This is a genomic window from Micromonospora sp. WMMD975 (assembly GCF_029581215.1).
GTDB lineage: Bacteria > Actinomycetota > Actinomycetes > Mycobacteriales > Micromonosporaceae > Micromonospora.
The window spans coordinates 467909-483346 of the sequence record NZ_CP120739.1 but is presented as its reverse complement, the minus strand read 5'-3'; the positions used below and the strand labels follow the sequence as shown (position 1 = coordinate 483346).

The following is a 15438-nucleotide window of genomic DNA, read 5'->3' as shown; positions in this document are numbered from 1 at the left end:
GCCCTGCCCTGCCAAGCCAGCCCGATCTGACCGGCACCGACCGCTTCGCCACACGAGTTTCCCCTGTCCAGAGCCCTCGGGCCACCCCTCGTTCGGCGTGGGTGGTTGTCTTCCGGATTGGGGTGCACTTGTTGTCGCCCAGGCAGCAACAAACGCACCCAGACGGCTAAATTCGACGGCGGTCGGCTGACGCTGGCGACCGACGGCGGCGGCCAGCGACGGCGGTGGCCAGCGACGGCGGTGGCCAGCGACGGCGGTGGGCAGTGACGGCGGCCGGCGGCGGGCAGGGGCGGTCGCGGGGCACCGCGATCGAGCCGCCGGATTTTGCCGGCGACACCGCGACTCGCGTGCGACACCATCTGGCCGCCCGGTGCCGTGGGTGGGGCCATCGCGCTGTTTGACGAGCGTGGGCCGGTCGTCCCGGGGCGGGGCGGGCTCCGCCCGTAGTCTGGACCGGTGTTCGACCACAGCACCCGACTCCGTCGGCGCGACCACACGCGCCGGGTACGGGCGGAGACCCCAGATGGGTGAGCGGCGGCGTGGCACGCAGGTCGCGCACCAGGAGTTGCCGACGCCGATGCGCGAGGCGGTGGACGACTTCGCCGACCACCTGTCCCGGGTGCGCAACCGCTCGGCGCACACCGTCCGGGCGTACGTCACGGACCTCGTCTCCCTGCTGGACCACGCGGTGCGGATGGGCTGCACGGAGCTGGCCGGGTTGGATCTCGCGGTGCTGCGTAGCTGGCTGGCCAAGCAGCGGACCATGGGGACCGCCCGGACGACCCTGGCCCGGCGCGCCGCCGCCGCCCGCACCTTCAGTGCCTGGGCGCACCGGGCCGGGCTCCTTCCGGCCGACGTCGCCGCGCCGCTGGCCAGCCCTCGGGCCCGCCGGGAACTGCCCACCGTCCTACGCGCCGACCAGGCCGCCGCGCTGATGGACGCCCCGGCGCTCGGCGCCGCCGCCCGGACGCCCGACCTCGCCACCACGGCGCGCGCCGACACGACAACGGACGCCGACACGACGACTGACGTAGCCGCGGTCCTGTTACGGGATCGGCTGCTGCTCGAACTGCTCTACGGCACCGGGGTCCGGATCAGCGAGGCGTGCGGCCTGAATGTCGCGGACGTCGACCAGGGTCGCCGGGTGGTACGCGTGCTGGGCAAGGGCGGGCGGGAGCGGGCGGTGCCGTACGGGGTGCCGGCGCAGCGGGCGCTGGACGTGTGGCTGGGCGCGGGCCGGCCCGCTCTGGTGACGCCGGGCTCGGGCGGCGCGTTGCTGCTCGGCACCCGGGGTGGACGGCTCAACCCGACCACCGCGCGGCGGATCGTGGCCGGCTGGGCCGACGCGGCCGGGGTGCCGCGGGTGACCCCGCACGGGCTGCGCCACTCGGCCGCCACCCACCTGCTCGAAGGCGGCGCGGACCTGCGCGCCGTGCAGGAGCTGCTCGGGCACTCGTCGCTTGCGAGCACCCAGATCTACACGCACGTCTCGGTCGAGCGGCTGCGGGCGGCCTACCGGCAGGCGCATCCGCGGGCCTGACCGAAGCGGCGAGGCGATGATCCACGGCGGGCTAGGATCGACGGATGACGGTGCCGCAGCCGCCCGAGCCGATCCCCGGGGCTCGGCTGCTCTTCTCCCTCGATCCGTCCGTCAGCCATCTCAACCACGGCTCGTTCGGCGCCGTGCCGATCGCCGTGCAGCGCGCCCAGCAGCGCCTGCGCGACGAGATGGAGACCAATCCGCTGCGGTTCTTCAGCGAGGGCCTGGTCGACCGGATCACCCACGCCCGGCGGCATCTGGCCACCTTCCTCGGCGCCGACCCGGACGGTACCGCCCTGGTCGGCAACGTCACCGCCGGCGCGGCCGTGGTGTTGCAGTCGCTCGCGCTGCGGCCCGGTGACGAGGTGCTGACCACCGACCACGGGTACGGTGCGGTCGCCCTGTCGGTGGCGCGGGAGTGCGAGCGGACCGGGGCGGTGTCCCGGACCCTGCCGGTGCCGCTGACCGCCACCGACGAGGAGGTGATCGAGATCGTCCGGGCAGGGTTGCGCCCCGGCCGGACCCGGCTGCTGATCGTCGACCAGCTCACCTCGCCGACCGCCCGGCTGTTTCCGGCGGCTGCGCTCGCCGCGGTGGCGCGGGAGCGGGGCGTGCCGGTGCTTGTGGACGCGGCGCACGCGCCCGGCATGTTGCCGGCCACGGTGGCGTCGGTCGGCGCCGACTTCTGGGTCGGCAATCTGCACAAGTGGGCGTACGCGCCGCGCGGCACCGCCGCGCTCGTGGTGGCGGAGCCGTGGCGGGAACGGATCCAGCCGCTCGTCGTCTCGTGGGAGCAGGGCAGCGGGTTTCCCACCCGGGTGGAGTGGCAGGCCACCCTCGACTACACCGGTTGGCTGGCCGCCCCGGTCGGCCTGTTCACGCTGCGTAGCCTCGGTGTGGACCGGGTCCGGGCGCACAACGCGGCGCTTGCCGCGTACGGGCAGCGGGTCGTCGGGGACGCACTGGGGGTGGCGCCGGAGCGGCTGCTCGCGCCCGGCGGACCGGCGGTCGCCATGCGGCTCGTGCCGTTGCCGCCGGGCATCGCGACGACGCTGGACGCCGCCCGGGCGTTGCGGGCCGAGATCGCGGCCCGACTCGGCGCGGAGGTGTCGGTCGCCGGTTGGAACGGGCGCGGCTATCTGCGGCTGTGCGGCCAGGTCTACAACACCGCCGAGGAGTACGACCGGCTGGCGGTGCGCCTGCCCGCGTTGCTCGCCCGACGCTGAGCGGCCCGGGGTGCCGGTTCAGGGACCGGCCGGGCCGAGTGGGAGCAGGCGGATCCGACCCAGCCCGAGCAGGCTGAGCGGGTCCAGGTAGTCGTCGCCGCGCCGCAGCCCCCAGTGCAGGCACGCCACGGCGGGGCAGCCGGGGTGCCTGGTGAGCAGCTCGCCGATCGGGGTGCCGGCGTCGACCCGGTCACCGGCAGCGAGCCGGGGTCGGACCGGTTCGTAGGTGGTCCGCAGCCCGTCGCCGTGCCCGACGGTGACCACCGGCCGTCCGGCCACCGGGCCGGCGAAGAGGACCGTCCCGGCGCCCGCGGCGTGGACCGCGGCGCCCGGCTCGGCCGCCAGGTCCACGCCCCGGTGCCCGGGCAGCCAGGGCTCCGGTGGCGGGTCGAACCGCCGGGCCAGCCGGGGCGGGCCGGGTAGCGGCCACCGGAAGCGCGCCGCCGTACCGGCGACGGTGGGCGGCGCCGCCGCATCCGGTGCCGGGCTCGCGGACGCCGCCGGCCCTGCCGACGGCGGCAGCTTTGCCGACGGCACGGGACCTGCGGACCCCGACGACCCGGTGGCGGCCCGTCCCACAGCCACGGACAGCGACGACGCCGAGGACGCCACCGGAGCTACGTACGGCGAAGGACCAGCCGGTGGCATGGCGGGTTCGGCGGGCAGGCCCGGCACGAGGAGCAGGACCAGCAGCAGGGCCGGACAGGTCGGAAACCTCATGGCGCGCACTCTGCCGGGCATGCCCGACGTGACGGGCCCGCGCGGGAGCCCCGCTGTGGACGACGGCCGGTTGTGGACGGCCCCCGAAATCGGGGCGGATCTGCTACGGCCGGTCCGCCTATGCTGGCCGCGTGACGAAGGACTGGCTCGCCTGGCACCGCGACTACGACCAGCCCGACTCCGCGTTGTCCCGGCGGCTCGACGAGGTGCGGCAGCGGATCGTCGAGGCGCTTGACGCGGCGCCGCCCGGCCCGCTGCGCGCGGTCAGCCTCTGCGCCGGGCAGGGCCGCGACCTGATCCCGGTGCTCGCCGCCCATCCGCGCGGCGGCGACGTGACCGCCCGGCTGGTCGAGCTGGATCCGCGCAACACCGAGCTGGCCCGCCGGGCGGTCGCGGAGGCGGGGCTGACCGGCGTGGAGGTGGTGACCGGCGACGCGGCGGTGACCGACGGGTACGCCGACCTGGCGCCGGCGGATCTGGTGCTGGTCTGCGGCGTGTTCGGCAACATCGACGACGACGACATCCGCTCGACGGTGCGGCACTGCGCGTCGCTCTGCGCCACCGGTGGCACGGTGCTGTGGACCCGGCACCGGCGGGCGCCGGACCTGGTGCCCGCCATCTGCGCCTGGTTCGCCGAGGAGGGCTTCGTCCCGGTGGCGGTGAGCAGCCCGGCCGACGGCGTGGGCGTCGGCGCGCACCGGTTCACCGGCACGCCCCGACCGCTGGCGCCGGGCGCGCGGATGTTCGAGTTCGTGGGCTACGACGAGTTGGAGCGGCGATGACCACCGTGGACGATGTCAGCCGGCCCGGCCGGGTCGCCGGGCCGGACGAGGCGATCAGCGCCGAGGAGCTTCAGCTCGCCGCGCGCAACCACGGCATCCCGCTGGAGGCGTTGCGCTACGACGTGACCCCGGCGGGTCTGCACTACCTGCTCATCCACTACGACATCCCGGACGTCGACGACGGCGCGTACACGCTCACCGTGTCCGGAGCGGTGGAGCGCCCGGTCCGGCTGGATCTGGCGGCGCTGCGGGCGCGTCCCCGGGTCACCCACCAGGTCACGCTTGAGTGCGCCGGCAACGGCCGGGCGTTGCTGCACCCGCGCCCGGTCAGCCAGCCCTGGCTGGTGGAGGCGGTGGGTAACGCCGAGTGGACGGGCACCCCGCTGGCCCCGCTGCTGCGGGACGCCGGCCTGTCCGCGGACGCGGTGGACGTGGTCTTCACCGGCACCGACCACGGGGTGGAGCGCGGCGTCGAGCAGGACTACCAGCGGGCGTTGCCGGTGGCCGACGCGCTGCGCGCGGAGGTGCTGCTGGCGTACGAGATGAACGGCGCTCCGCTGCTGCCGCAGCACGGCGCCCCACTGCGGCTGATCGTGCCGGGCTGGTACGGCATGGCGCATGTCAAGTGGCTGCGCGACATCCGGGTGACGACCGCGCCGTTCGAGGGTTACCAGAACGCGGTGGCCTACCGGCTGCGGGCCGACGCCGACGACCCGGGCGTGCCGGTGACCCGGATCGAGCCGCGCGCGCTTGTGCGTCCGCCCGGCTTTCCCGACTTCATGTCCCGCACCCGGGTGGTGCGGGCGGGCCGGTGCACGGTGGACGGTCGGGCCTGGTCGGGGCACGGGCCGGTGACGTCGGTGGAGGTGACGTTCGACGGCGGCGACACGTGGGTGGCGGCGTGCCTGGACGAGCCCACCGGTGGTGGGTGGGCGTGGCGCCGGTGGTCGGTGGACTGGGCGGCGACGCCGGGGCGCCATGTGTTGGGGGCCCGGGCGACGGACGCCTCGGGGCGGACGCAGCCGGTGGAGCAGCCGTGGAACCGGGGCGGGTTCGCGAACAACCTGGTGCAGCGCGTCACGGTGGTGGTGCCGGCGGACTGAGCCACGCTCAGCCGCCGAAGCCGGAATCTGCGGGAAGCGAGATGTCGGGCTTTTCGAGTTCTTCCACATTGACGTCTTTGAACGTCATTACTCGGACGTTCTTGACGAACCGGGCAGGACGGTACATGTCCCACACCCAGGCGTCATGCATCTCGACCTCGAAGTAGACCTCGCCATCGGAGTTGCGGACGTGCAGGTCCACCTGGTTGGCCAGGTAGAAACGGCGCTCGGTCTCCACCACGTAGGAGAACTGGCGGACAATGTCGCGGTACTCCCGGTAGAGCTGCAGCTCCATCTCGGTCTCGTACTTCTCGAGATCTTCCGCGCTCATCGCACTCCGCCTTCCATGACCACATCTTCCCCCACCGACACCGGAGGTCGCGGCTGCTCGCCCAACGCCACGCCGACGGTACCCCCTGACGGGCCGGAGTGCTCCATCGGCTCGTCCGGACGCTCGGGGGACGCCCCGGCCGCCGCCGCGCCGGGCTCCGGTGAGGCCGGTCGACGGGCGCGGGGAGGCCGCCCATCCCGCCCGGAGACGGCCGCCACGTTCACGTACGAGAAGCGGTGTTCCCGGCACGGCCCCAGCTCGCGCAGCGCGGCGCTGTGCTCGACGGTGATGTAGCCCTTGTGCTCGGCGAAGCCGTAGCCGGGGAACCGCCCGTCCAGGTCCACCATGATCCGGTCCCGGGTGACCTTGGCGAGCACGCTCGCCGCCGCGACGCAGGCGGCCACCCGGTCGCCCTTCCAGACCGCCAGCCCCGGCACGTCGAGCCCGTCGACGCCGAAACCGTCGGTCAACACGTAGTCCGGGCGGGTGGCAAGCGAGGCGAGCGCCCGGCGCATGGCGGCGAGGTTGCACACGTGCAGCCCGCGGGCGTCGACCTCCTCGGCCGGAATGATCACCACGGCGTACGCCAGGGCCCGCGCCACCACCTCGTGATAGACCCGTTCCCGGGCCGCCGGGGTGAGCAGCTTCGAGTCGGCCAGTTCGTCGATCTCACCGCGTCGCCCCTCGGGCAGCACCGCGGCGGCGGCCACCAACGGCCCCGCGCACGCTCCCCGGCCGGCCTCGTCGGCGCCCGCCACGTGCCGAAAGCCCCGTCGTTGCAGGGCCCGCTCCAGCGCGTAGAGCCCGCCGTCGCGGCGCACCACCGTGCGCGGCGGGGTCAGCATCCGTCACTCCCGGCCAGCACGCGACCGAGCCGGTCGGGCAGGTCGGTCGGGTAGTAACGCTCGGCGGTGGCGGCCAATTCGGCCACCGCCCACCAGCGGTGCCCGTGCACGCTGGCCCGCTCGATCTCGTCGAAGCCTGCGGTGTCGACCTCCCACCCGGGCACCCGGACGAGGTAGAACTCCTGCTCCTGGCGGTACCACACGCCGTCGAACGGGAAATCGATCGTCTCGGACCAGACCGGCGCGCCCAGTTCGGCCGGGGCCAGTCGCAGGCCGGTCTCCTCGGCCAGCTCACGCGCCGCGCCTTCGGCCGGGGACTCTCCCGGGTGGAGCCCGCCGCCGGGGGTGAACCAGTAGCGGTGCCCCGGTCGGCCCGGATCGCTGCCGTCGAACAGCAGCACCCGCTCGGACGCGTCGACGAGCAGCACCCGGGCGGCGCGACGTGGGGTGTGGACGGTCACCGCACCAGCCTGCCAGACGCCGGGGACCGCTGCCGACTCAGGGATTGGGGATCCCGTCGAACTGCTCCGGCACGGTCAGCCAGGTGGCACGGTCGAACGGCCAGAAGATGGTGAAGGCCCGCCCGACGACCTCACCCTCCGGGATGGTCGCCTCGGTGATGTCCTCGCCGGACTGCTGCCAGTGCTCCAGCGAGTCGCCGGACGCCTCCCGGTGGTCGCCCATCACCCACAGCCGACCCTCCGGCACCGTGATGTCGAAGTCCTGGTCGGCCACCTTGTTTCCGGGGTAGACGAACGGTTCGTCGATCGGCTTGCCGTTGATGATCAGCCGTTCCTGCCCACCGGCGCGGTCGCAGCAGACCACGTGGTCGCCGCCGACACCGATCACCCGCTTGATGAAGTCCTCGCCGTCGGGGTTGCCGCTCCACTCGGTGGGCGCCTTGAAGACGATCACCTCGCCGCGGTGCGGCGAACGGAAGTCGTAGACCAACTTGTTGACCAGCACCCGATCGTCGATCTTGAGGGTGTTCTCCATGGACGGCGACGGGATGAAGAAGGTCTGCAGCACGAAGGCGCGAACCAGCACTGCGACCAGGATCGCCACACCGAGGAGGATGGGCAGCTCCTTCCAGAAGGAGCTGCGCGGCTTTTCGGTCTGCTCGTCAATCACGGGAGGAGCCTACGTCCCCGGGTACGGCGCAGTCGCCCCGAACCCGCGAGAACGGTGAGCGTGGCCGTGACCGGAATGATCAGCACGACTCCGCCCACCGGGTCGGGGTCGGCCGGGGCCGGACGGTCCGCCGCGGCCTCCGGGCGGGGCAGGCCCGCGAAGGTCTCCGGTACGGGAAGACTGGTCCACCGCTGCGACGGCCACACGATCATGAAGGCCCGGCCGATGACGTTGTCGATCGGCACCGGACCCTGACACCGGGCGTCCTGCGACACCAGCCGATGGTCGCCCATCACGAAGATCTGCCCCGGCGGCACCACCACCTCGGTGAACTGCCGGGAGCGGCACTCCTTCGGGTTGGGCGGAAGGTCGACCGGGGAGTCCTCGGAGACGTACGCCTGCTCCTCCAGCGGCACGCCGTTGACCACGACCCGACCGTCGTCGCAGCACCAGACCTTGTCGCCGGGCACTCCGATGACGCGCTTGATGAAGTCCTTCTCGCCGGGGCGGCTGACGCCGATCAGATCACCGAGGGTGCGCCCGATCCTGCCGGTGAGGTTCGTCGGCGGGGCCGGCGCCTCCTGAGCGACCCAGCGGTCGGTGCCCCGGAACACCACGACCTCGCCCCGGATCGGGTCACGCATGTCGTAGACGACCTTGTTGACCAACACGCGGTCGCCGATGAGCAGCGTGTTCTCCATCGACCCGGAGGGAATGAAGAACGCCTGGAGCAGGAACGTGCGGATCAGCACCGCCAGGCAGAACGCCACGATCAGCAGCAGCGGCAACTCCTGCCAGAGCGGCATCTGCCGGCGGGAGCGCCGGGGCCGCCGGCGCCAGGGATCGACGGTGCCGTCCTCGTCAAGCATCTGCACCATGCCACTCTCCGGTCCGCGGAAACGACACTACCGCCCGGGAGTCTCCTCGCGGAGACCCCACGGGCGGCAGTGGACCGCTTCGCGCTGTCCGGCTGCGCCCGTACCGACCAGGGTAATGCGATCCGGTCGATACGACATCCGCGCAGCTCGGGCGGCGTGGCGAACGCTGGGTCAGTTCGCCGGCTGCTTCTCCCGCAGCTCCTTGATCTTGGCCTTCTTGCCACGCAGCTCGCGCAGGTAGTAGAGCTTGGCGCGCCGCACGTCACCACGGGTCACGATCTCGATGCGGTCGATGCCGGGGCTGTTCAGCGGGTAGGTCCGCTCCACGCCGACGCCGAAGCTGATCTTGCGGACCGAGAAGGTCTCGCGCAGGCCGTCGCCCTGGCGACGGATCACGACGCCCTGGAAGATCTGGACCCGGGACCGGCTGCCCTCGACGACCCGCGCGTGCACCTTGACGGTGTCACCGGCGCGGAAGTCGGGCAGGTCGGCGCGCTTCGACTGGGCGTCAAGGGCGTCCAGGATGTTCATCGCGGTGTCCTCGTGAGGCTCACGGCGCATCGTCAGTCGATGCGCGAACGGGTGATTCTGACCCCCGGGTGGTGGCCGGTGACACCGGCCCCGGTCGAGGGTCCTCGCAGCCGCCCACGGCGTGGACGGATGCGGCAACCCCTCTACTCTGCCACACGCTCCGGAGGCACCGGAAACCCACCCCGGTCCAGGGCCGCCCGGTCCCGCCCGTCCAGGCTCTCCGACGGCAGCGCATCGACCATGTCGGGGCGCCGGGCCGCCGTACGCCGCAGCGCCTCGTCGCGCCGCCAGCGGGCGATCCGGGCATGGTCGCCGGAGCGGAGCACCTCGGGCACGTCGAGCCCGCGCCAGGTCGCCGGCTTGGTGTAGAGCGGGGCCTCCAGCAACCCGTGCGCGTGCGACTCCTCGTCCAGCGAGCCGGCATTGCCGAGCACCCCGGGCAGCAGCCGGGTGACCGCCTCCAGGATGACAAGCACGGCCACCTCGCCGCCGAAGAGCACGTAGTCCCCGAGCGAGACCTCGGTCACCCGCATCCGGGTCGCCGCGTGGTCGAGCACCCGCTGGTCGATGCCCTCGTACCGGCCGCAGGCGAAGAGCAGGTGCGACTCCGCCGCCAACTCGTACGCCATGGCCTGGGTGAACGGGACACCGGCCGGCGACGGCACGAGCAGCCGGGGCAGCGTGTGCCCGTCCGGGCTCAGCTCGTCGGGGGCCAGCGCGTCGAGCGCCTCACCCCACGGCTCCGGCCGCATGACCATGCCCGGACCACCCCCGTAGGGCGTGTCGTCGACCGTGCGGTGCACGTCGTGGGTCCAGCTCCGCAGATCGTGTACGGCCAGCCGCAGCGTGCCGTTGGCGCGGGCCTTGCCGACGAGCGACAGGTCGAACGGGGCGAAGTAGTCCGGGAAGATCGACACGATGTCGACGCGCATGCGGTGGCTCCAGCTACAGGTCGAGCAGACCGCCGGGCGGGTCGACGACGACGCGACCGCCGGCGAGATCCACCTCGGGCACGATCGCCTTGACGAACGGGATGAGCGCGGTGCGCCCCTCGGGACGCCGCACCACAAGCAGGTCGGAGGCGGGTGCGTGGTCGATGCGGTCCACCTCGCCGAGCCGCTCACCGTCCGGGGTGACCACCGCGAGCCCGACCAGTTGGTGGTCGTGGAACTCCTCCGGGTCCTCCGGCGCGTCGACGTCGGCGCTGTCCACGCCGACAAGCGTGTTGCGCAGCGCCTCGGCCACGTCCCGGCCCGCCACGCCGGCGAACGCGACGAGCAGGCGGCCCTGGTGCCAGCGCGCCGACTCCACGGTCAACTCCGGCGGCACCCGCCAGGCGCCCGGCTCGGCCGGAACCGCCCCCGGCTCGGTGACCAGCACCGAACCGGGGGCGAAGCGCGCTTCGGGCTCATCGGTCCGCACCTCCACGGTGACCTCACCGCGGATGCCGTGCGGCTTACCGATCCGACCGACGACGAGAAGCATCAGTACGAGTCGACGATGTCGACGCGTACCCCACGCCCACCGATGGAGCCGATCACCTGGCGCAGCGCCTTGGCGGTCCGGCCGGACCGCCCGATCACCGTGCCGAGATCCTCCGGGTGCACGCGGACCTCGAGCCGCTTGCCCCGACGGGAATCGACCATCCGCACCCGGACGTCGTCCGGGTGGTCGACGATGCCCTTGACCAGGTGCTCCAGGGCGGGACGCAGCGGCATGTCAGGCCTGCTCACCGGACTCGGCACCGGTCTGCTCCGCGGCCTTCGGCGCCTCGGTCTTCGGCGCCTCGGTCTTCGGCGCCTCGGCCTCCGCCTTCGGGGCCTCCGCCTTGGCGGCCTTCTTGGCCGGCTTGGCCGGGGTCTCCGCCACACCGGCGGCGGCCTTCGCCTCGGCCTCGTACGCCGCCTTGCGGTCGGCCCGCTCCGCGGCGACCTTCAGCGGCGGCGGCGCCGGCAGGCCCTTGAACTTCTGCCAGTCACCGGTCAGCTCCAGCAGGCGCTGCACGGCCTCGCTCGGCTGAGCGCCGACGGACAGCCAGTACTGGACCCGCTCCGACCTGACCTCGATCACCGAAGGGTCCTCCTTCGGCTGGTACACACCGACGAACTCGATCGCGCGACCGTCACGCTTGGTGCGCGAGTCGGCGACGACGATGCGGTACTGCGGGTTGCGGATCTTGCCCATCCGCAGGAGCCGGATCTTTACGGCCACAGTTGTTTCGCTCCTGTTGCGATCTCACCGGCCCGTACGGGCGGTGTGGCGGGTGAGCGCCGACCGGCACAGTGGGGTTTGGGCCGGAGACTGCTCGGTGAACTGGCGACGCGCCCGGGTTAGAGGGCGCCGGACGCGCGCCGGATACCAGCGGACCATTCTGCCAGATCCGCGCCGGAACGCTCACACCGGACCCGGCGCGTACGCCCCGGGCGGGCCGGACGGTGACGAAGGACACGTGTTCAGCGCACCGGCGGGCGGTCCCAGCCGGGCGGCATGTCGTCCGGAATGTTCCAGTCCGCCGGTGGCGTGAAGTCACGCCACGTCCCGTCGAACGGGAACGCGCCCGCCTCGGCGAGCCGGATCACCCGCTCCCCCTCGGCGCGTACCGCCTTCTCGTCGGTCACCCAGTAGTGCTCCGGGAAGCCGAGCCGCTCGGCGAACTCGTCCTCGTCCTTCCACTCCCAGGTCAGGTCCGGGTGCACCACCACGTCGAGGTCCTGGTCCACGATGTCGACGCCGGCCACCGCGCCGTCGTCCCAGCGGACACCGGGCTCCTCCAGGTTGACGTACCAGTTCTGGAACCGGCCCCGCTCGTCGGTGAACCACCACACCGAGTGGGCGGCGCCCGTGGGCAGGAACTTCAGCACCGACGGCCCGTTCCACGTGTCGCGCTTCAGCGCGTACGACGAGGTGATCCACTCGGTGAACGGCACCGCCCGCATGCCCAGCCCGGCGGCGGTCACCTCGTACGCCACCGGCGCGTTCCGCGCCACCCAGAGCAGCAGCCCGCGATCGTCGTCGGAGACCACGCGGGCCGCCCGGACCCACCCGATCCGCCCATGCCGCACGTTGCGGTGCAGGACCAGCCGGCCGGGTTCGAAGCGCACGCTCACCATCCCTCACTTGTTAAGCGGGGGCCCCGCCTCTACCTCAGGCGTTAACCGGGGCCCCCGCCTTACACCTCAGTAGGCGCGGGCGAGGATGGCCACGAGGTCGGGCTCGTCCTCGGTGTCCGGCACCGAGCCGTCGGCGCGCAGCAGGCACCGGACCGTCACGCCCTGCGCGTTCGCCTCGGCCTCACCGGGCACACCGACCGCCGACCAGGGCACCATCGCCCAGCCGGTGGCGGTCGCCTCGATCGCCTCGGCAAGCGTCGACACCTCGACGGTGCGGGACCGGCGGAAGTCGAGCGCCTGGTCGTGCAACGCCCGCTGGTCGGCGTCGAGCGCGGCAAGCACCGCGCCGACCACGTCGGCCACCGGCGTGGGGGCCTTCGAGCCGTCCGTACGCCGGACCACCACCGCGTTGCCGGCGGCCAGATCGCGGGGGCCGATCTCGACGCGTACCGGGTAGCCGCGCAGCTCGGCGTCGACGGCGCGGCGGCCGAACGCGGTGTCGGTCCGGTCGTCCAGCGCGACCCGGACACCCGCGTCGCGCAGCGCGTCGCGGACCTTGGCCGCCGCCTCACCCACGCCGTCCCCGTCCTTCACGATCATGACGTACGCCTGGACCGGCGCCAGCTTCGGCGGCACCCGCAGCCCGTTGTCGTCGCCGTGGCACATGATCAGCCCGCCCAGCATCCGGGTCGACGTGCCCCACGAGGTGGTCCAGGCGTGCTCCCGGCCACCCTCGGCCGAGGAGTAGCTGATGTCGAACGCCTTGGCGAAGTTCTGGCCCAGCTCGTGACTGGTGCCCAGCTGGAGCGCCTTGCCGTCGCCCATCATGCCCTCGCACGTGTACGTGGCGGTGGCGCCGGCGAAACGCTCCCGGGCGGTCTTCAGCCCCACCACGACCGGGATGCCGAGCACGTTGACCATCAGGTCCTCGTACGCCTCGTGCAGGATCCGCCGCGCGTACGCGCGCGCGTCGTCCCGGGTGGCGTGCGCGGTGTGCCCCTCCTGCCAGAGGAACTCGCTGGTACGCAGGAAGATCCGCGGGCGCAGCTCCCAGCGGACCACGTTCGCCCACTGGTTGAGCAGCAGCGGCAGGTCCCGGTACGAGTCGACCCACTTGGCCATGAACTCGCCGATCACCGTCTCGCTCGTGGGGCGGACCACCACCGGCTCGGCGAGCTGCTTGCCACCACCGTGGGTGACCACGGCCAGCTCCGGCGAGAAGCCCTCGACGTGCTCGGCCTCCCGCTTGAGGTAGCTCTCCGGGATGAACAGCGGGAAGTACGCGTTCTCCGCGCCGGCCGCCTTGATCCGGGCGTCCATCTCGGCCTGCATCCGCTCCCAGATGGCGTAGCCGGCCGGTCGGATGACCATGGTGCCCCGAACCGGGCCGTTGTCGGCCAGCTTCGCCTTGGCGATCAGGTCCTGGTACCAGCGGGGAAAGTCCTCCGCACGGGGAGTGAGCACGCGTGCCATGACCGCACATCCTATGCGCCGCGCGCGCCGCCGCTGCGCCGGGGAGCCGACCCCCGCCGTGTCGCGCCGGCGGCCGTAGACTTCGACGGCGATGGGTGAGGCACGGGACGCGATCGTCGAGGCCGCCCGGGCACAGGCCGTGGCCGGTGGCTGGGACGGCGTCCGGATGGGCGCGGTGGCCGAGACGGCCGGGGTGAGCCGGCAGACGGTCTACAACGAGTTCGGCACCAAGGCGGGCCTGGCCGAGGCGCTCGCCCGGCACGAGGTGGACCGGTTCGTCGGCGAGGTCCGGGCCGCGCTCGACGAGCACGGCGCCGACGTCCGTGCCGCCGCGTACGCGGCGATCGGCCGCACGCTCGCCTCGGCCGCCGACAATCCGCTGATCAAGGCGATCCTGACCAGCGCGCGGGGCGGTTCGGACGAGCTGCTGCCCTATCTGACCACCCGGTCCGAGCTGGTGCTCGCCGAGTCGACCGGGGCGCTGCTGGAGTGGGCGGGTCGGCACCTGCCGGACGCCGACCCGGCGGCCCTGGCGTTCGCCGCGGACAGCATCGTCCGACTGGTGGTGAGCCACATCGTGCTGCCGTCAGCCCCGGTGGACGACACCGCCGCCCACCTGGCCGACCTGGCCGTGCACCTCTTCCTCGCTGCCACCGCGGCACGCTGAGGCCGGTCAGCGGATCACCTGGCCGCGCAGGATGATGCGGGTGGGTGCGGTGACCACGCGCAGGTCGCGGCGTGGGTCCTCGGGATAGACCACCAGGTCGGCGAGGCCGCCCTCGACCAGGCCGGGAAAGCCGAGCCACTCCCGGGCCCGCCAGGAGGCGGCGGCCAGCACGTCCTCGGCGGACATCCCGGCCCGCTCGTGCAGCAGCAGCATCTCCTGGGCTGCGAGCCCGTGGTCGATGCCGCCGCCCGCGTCGGTGCCGACGTAGATCGGCACGCCCGCCTCGTGGGCGGCGCGCACCACGTCGGGGAAGCGGTCCCGCAGGGCGATCATGTGGTCGGCGTACCCGGGGAACTTCTCCCGGGCCTGGTCCGCGATGTGGCCGAAGGTCCGGATGTTGATCATGGTGGGGACCAGCGCGGTGCCCTGCCGGGCCATCAGGTCGATCAGGTCGGGGCTCAGGCCGGTGCCGTGCTCCACCGAGTCCACCCCGGCCCGGACCATCGTCGCCACCGCCGACTCGGAGAACGTGTGCACCGCGGCGCGTACCCCGGCGGCGTGCGCGGCGGCGACCGCCGCGGCCATGGTGTCGGCGTCCCAGGCCGGCGCGAGGTCGCCCACCCCCCGGTCGATCCAGTCGCCGACCAGCTTGACCCAGCCGTTGCCGGCGGCGGCCTGCGCCGCCACGGTCGCGGCCACCTCGGCCGCGCCGACCTCGACACCGATGTCGCGCAGGTAGCGCTTGGGCGGCGCGACGTGCCGGCCGGCGCGGGCCAGTCGCGGCAGTCCCGGCTCGTCCTCCAACTCGGGGTACGGGTACGGCGAGCCGGCGTCCCGGATGGCCAGCACGCCGGCGTCCCGGTCGATCCGGGCCAACTCCCGGGCCTGGTCGAGCGAGGTGATCGGGGCGCCGCCACGGGCGATGCCGATGTGGCAGTGCGCGTCGGTCAGGCCGGGCAGCACGAACCCGCCGTCGGCCACCGTCTCGGCGCCCGGCACCGGTTCGAAGGTGACCCGGTCACCGACCAGCCAGGCGTCCCGGACCTCGTCGTCGGGAAGGAACACACCGCGCACATGCAGAGCCATGTGCACAGTCCTACC

19 protein-coding genes are annotated in these 15438 nt (G+C 73.2%); 5 read left to right on the top strand and 14 right to left on the bottom strand.

The features are described from left to right. The first annotated feature begins 523 nt into the window (after positions 1-523). Positions 524-1540 (top strand): tyrosine recombinase XerC, encoded by a 1017-nt coding sequence (locus tag O7613_RS02260; RefSeq protein ID WP_281584445.1) that lies wholly within the window; start codon positions 524-526, stop codon positions 1538-1540. 44 nt (positions 1541-1584) lie between these two features. Then, positions 1585-2766, top strand: coding sequence for an aminotransferase class V-fold PLP-dependent enzyme (locus tag O7613_RS02255; RefSeq protein ID WP_282291788.1), 1182 nt, complete (start codon positions 1585-1587; stop codon positions 2764-2766). An 18-nt stretch (positions 2767-2784) separates the two neighbouring features. Here O7613_RS02255 and O7613_RS02250 read toward each other — a convergent pair whose 3' ends face one another. After that, positions 2785-3414 carry a M23 family metallopeptidase gene (locus tag O7613_RS02250; protein WP_282294457.1) on the bottom strand — a complete coding sequence of 210 codons (630 nt, stop codon included), beginning with the start codon at positions 3412-3414 and terminating at the stop codon, positions 2785-2787. 203 nt (positions 3415-3617) lie between these two features. Here O7613_RS02250 and O7613_RS02245 point away from each other — a divergent pair, with 203 nt between their 5' ends. Continuing rightward, entirely contained in the window at positions 3618-4268 is a 651-nt protein-coding gene (locus tag O7613_RS02245) for a class I SAM-dependent methyltransferase (RefSeq protein ID WP_281584448.1), read from the top strand. Further along, positions 4265-5371 carry a sulfite oxidase gene (locus O7613_RS02240; RefSeq protein WP_282291785.1) on the top strand — a complete coding sequence of 369 codons (1107 nt, stop codon included), beginning with the start codon at positions 4265-4267 and terminating at the stop codon, positions 5369-5371. The genes O7613_RS02245 and O7613_RS02240 overlap by 4 nt, the downstream gene beginning before the upstream one ends. Before the next feature lie 7 nt (positions 5372-5378). Here O7613_RS02240 and O7613_RS02235 read toward each other — a convergent pair whose 3' ends face one another. The 12 genes from O7613_RS02235 to proS form a co-directional block, all read right to left on the bottom strand. Further along, entirely contained in the window at positions 5379-5702 is a 324-nt protein-coding gene (locus O7613_RS02235; RefSeq protein ID WP_007075222.1) for a DUF2469 domain-containing protein, read from the bottom strand. Continuing rightward, on the bottom strand, positions 5699-6547 hold the full coding sequence (locus O7613_RS02230) for a ribonuclease HII (protein WP_282291783.1): 849 nt from the start codon (positions 6545-6547) through the stop codon (positions 5699-5701). The genes O7613_RS02235 and O7613_RS02230 overlap by 4 nt, the downstream gene beginning before the upstream one ends. Beyond that, positions 6541-7008: an NUDIX domain-containing protein gene (locus tag O7613_RS02225; RefSeq protein ID WP_282291781.1), complete on the bottom strand. Its 468-nt coding sequence runs from the start codon at positions 7006-7008 to the stop codon at positions 6541-6543. Before O7613_RS02225 ends, O7613_RS02230 begins: the two co-directional genes overlap by 7 nt. A gap of 37 nt (positions 7009-7045) precedes the next feature. Then, positions 7046-7678, bottom strand: a complete 633-nt coding sequence (gene lepB / locus O7613_RS02220; RefSeq protein ID WP_282291780.1) for a signal peptidase I — start codon at positions 7676-7678, stop codon at positions 7046-7048. Beyond that, positions 7675-8556, bottom strand: a complete 882-nt coding sequence (lepB, locus tag O7613_RS02215; RefSeq protein WP_281584453.1) for a signal peptidase I — start codon at positions 8554-8556, stop codon at positions 7675-7677. Before lepB (O7613_RS02215) ends, lepB (O7613_RS02220) begins: the two co-directional genes overlap by 4 nt. Before the next feature lie 171 nt (positions 8557-8727). Continuing rightward, positions 8728-9087 carry a 50S ribosomal protein L19 gene (rplS, locus tag O7613_RS02210; RefSeq protein ID WP_091064199.1) on the bottom strand — a complete coding sequence of 120 codons (360 nt, stop codon included), beginning with the start codon at positions 9085-9087 and terminating at the stop codon, positions 8728-8730. Between the two features lie 143 nt (positions 9088-9230). Beyond that, a complete protein-coding gene (gene trmD / locus O7613_RS02205) occupies positions 9231-10019 on the bottom strand; it encodes a tRNA (guanosine(37)-N1)-methyltransferase TrmD (protein WP_281584454.1) in 789 nt (262 codons plus the stop codon). Between the two features lie 13 nt (positions 10020-10032). Then, the gene (gene rimM / locus O7613_RS02200; RefSeq protein WP_281584455.1) at positions 10033-10572 is read right to left on the bottom strand and encodes a ribosome maturation factor RimM; all 540 of its coding nucleotides are present in this window, start codon (positions 10570-10572) and stop codon (positions 10033-10035) included. Beyond that, on the bottom strand, positions 10572-10832 hold the full coding sequence (locus O7613_RS02195) for an RNA-binding protein (RefSeq protein WP_176308690.1): 261 nt from the start codon (positions 10830-10832) through the stop codon (positions 10572-10574). The genes rimM and O7613_RS02195 overlap by 1 nt, the downstream gene beginning before the upstream one ends. Next, positions 10807-11298 carry a 30S ribosomal protein S16 gene (gene rpsP, locus O7613_RS02190; protein ID WP_282291778.1) on the bottom strand — a complete coding sequence of 164 codons (492 nt, stop codon included), beginning with the start codon at positions 11296-11298 and terminating at the stop codon, positions 10807-10809. Before rpsP ends, O7613_RS02195 begins: the two co-directional genes overlap by 26 nt. Before the next feature lie 242 nt (positions 11299-11540). After that, positions 11541-12188, bottom strand: coding sequence for a DUF402 domain-containing protein (locus O7613_RS02185; protein ID WP_281584457.1), 648 nt, complete (start codon positions 12186-12188; stop codon positions 11541-11543). Between the two features lie 75 nt (positions 12189-12263). Beyond that, positions 12264-13670 (bottom strand): proline--tRNA ligase, encoded by a 1407-nt coding sequence (gene proS, locus O7613_RS02180; protein WP_281584458.1) that lies wholly within the window; start codon positions 13668-13670, stop codon positions 12264-12266. A 91-nt stretch (positions 13671-13761) separates the two neighbouring features. Between proS and O7613_RS02175 the strand changes: the two genes are divergently transcribed. Beyond that, entirely contained in the window at positions 13762-14337 is a 576-nt protein-coding gene (locus tag O7613_RS02175; protein ID WP_282291775.1) for a TetR family transcriptional regulator, read from the top strand. Positions 14338-14343: 6 nt separating this feature from the next. Here the strand turns inward: O7613_RS02175 and O7613_RS02170 are convergent, their stop codons facing one another. Next, positions 14344-15423 (bottom strand): amidohydrolase family protein, encoded by a 1080-nt coding sequence (locus O7613_RS02170; protein WP_282291773.1) that lies wholly within the window; start codon positions 15421-15423, stop codon positions 14344-14346. Positions 15424-15438: the final 15 nt, after the last annotated feature.

What these genes read in the sequence shown, in the direction of transcription:
- proS (WP_281584458.1), bottom strand. Translation starts at nt 13,670, where the DNA reads ATGGCACGCGTGCTCACTCCCCGTGCGGAGGACTTTCCCCGCTGGTAC.
- rimM (WP_281584455.1), bottom strand. Translation starts at nt 10,572, where the DNA reads ATGCTTCTCGTCGTCGGTCGGATCGGTAAGCCGCACGGCATCCGCGGT.
- O7613_RS02170 (WP_282291773.1), bottom strand. Translation starts at nt 15,423, where the DNA reads ATGGCTCTGCATGTGCGCGGTGTGTTCCTTCCCGACGACGAGGTCCGG.
- O7613_RS02240 (WP_282291785.1), top strand. Translation starts at nt 4,265, where the DNA reads ATGACCACCGTGGACGATGTCAGCCGGCCCGGCCGGGTCGCCGGGCCG.
- lepB (WP_281584453.1), bottom strand. Translation starts at nt 8,556, where the DNA reads ATGGTGCAGATGCTTGACGAGGACGGCACCGTCGATCCCTGGCGCCGG.
- O7613_RS02260 (WP_281584445.1), top strand. Translation starts at nt 524, where the DNA reads ATGGGTGAGCGGCGGCGTGGCACGCAGGTCGCGCACCAGGAGTTGCCG.
- O7613_RS02255 (WP_282291788.1), top strand. Translation starts at nt 1,585, where the DNA reads ATGACGGTGCCGCAGCCGCCCGAGCCGATCCCCGGGGCTCGGCTGCTC.
- O7613_RS02235 (WP_007075222.1), bottom strand. Translation starts at nt 5,702, where the DNA reads ATGAGCGCGGAAGATCTCGAGAAGTACGAGACCGAGATGGAGCTGCAG.
- O7613_RS02230 (WP_282291783.1), bottom strand. Translation starts at nt 6,547, where the DNA reads ATGCTGACCCCGCCGCGCACGGTGGTGCGCCGCGACGGCGGGCTCTAC.
- rplS (WP_091064199.1), bottom strand. Translation starts at nt 9,087, where the DNA reads ATGAACATCCTGGACGCCCTTGACGCCCAGTCGAAGCGCGCCGACCTG.
- O7613_RS02175 (WP_282291775.1), top strand. Translation starts at nt 13,762, where the DNA reads ATGGGTGAGGCACGGGACGCGATCGTCGAGGCCGCCCGGGCACAGGCC.
- O7613_RS02250 (WP_282294457.1), bottom strand. Translation starts at nt 3,414, where the DNA reads ATGCCACCGGCTGGTCCTTCGCCGTACGTAGCTCCGGTGGCGTCCTCG.
- trmD (WP_281584454.1), bottom strand. Translation starts at nt 10,019, where the DNA reads ATGCGCGTCGACATCGTGTCGATCTTCCCGGACTACTTCGCCCCGTTC.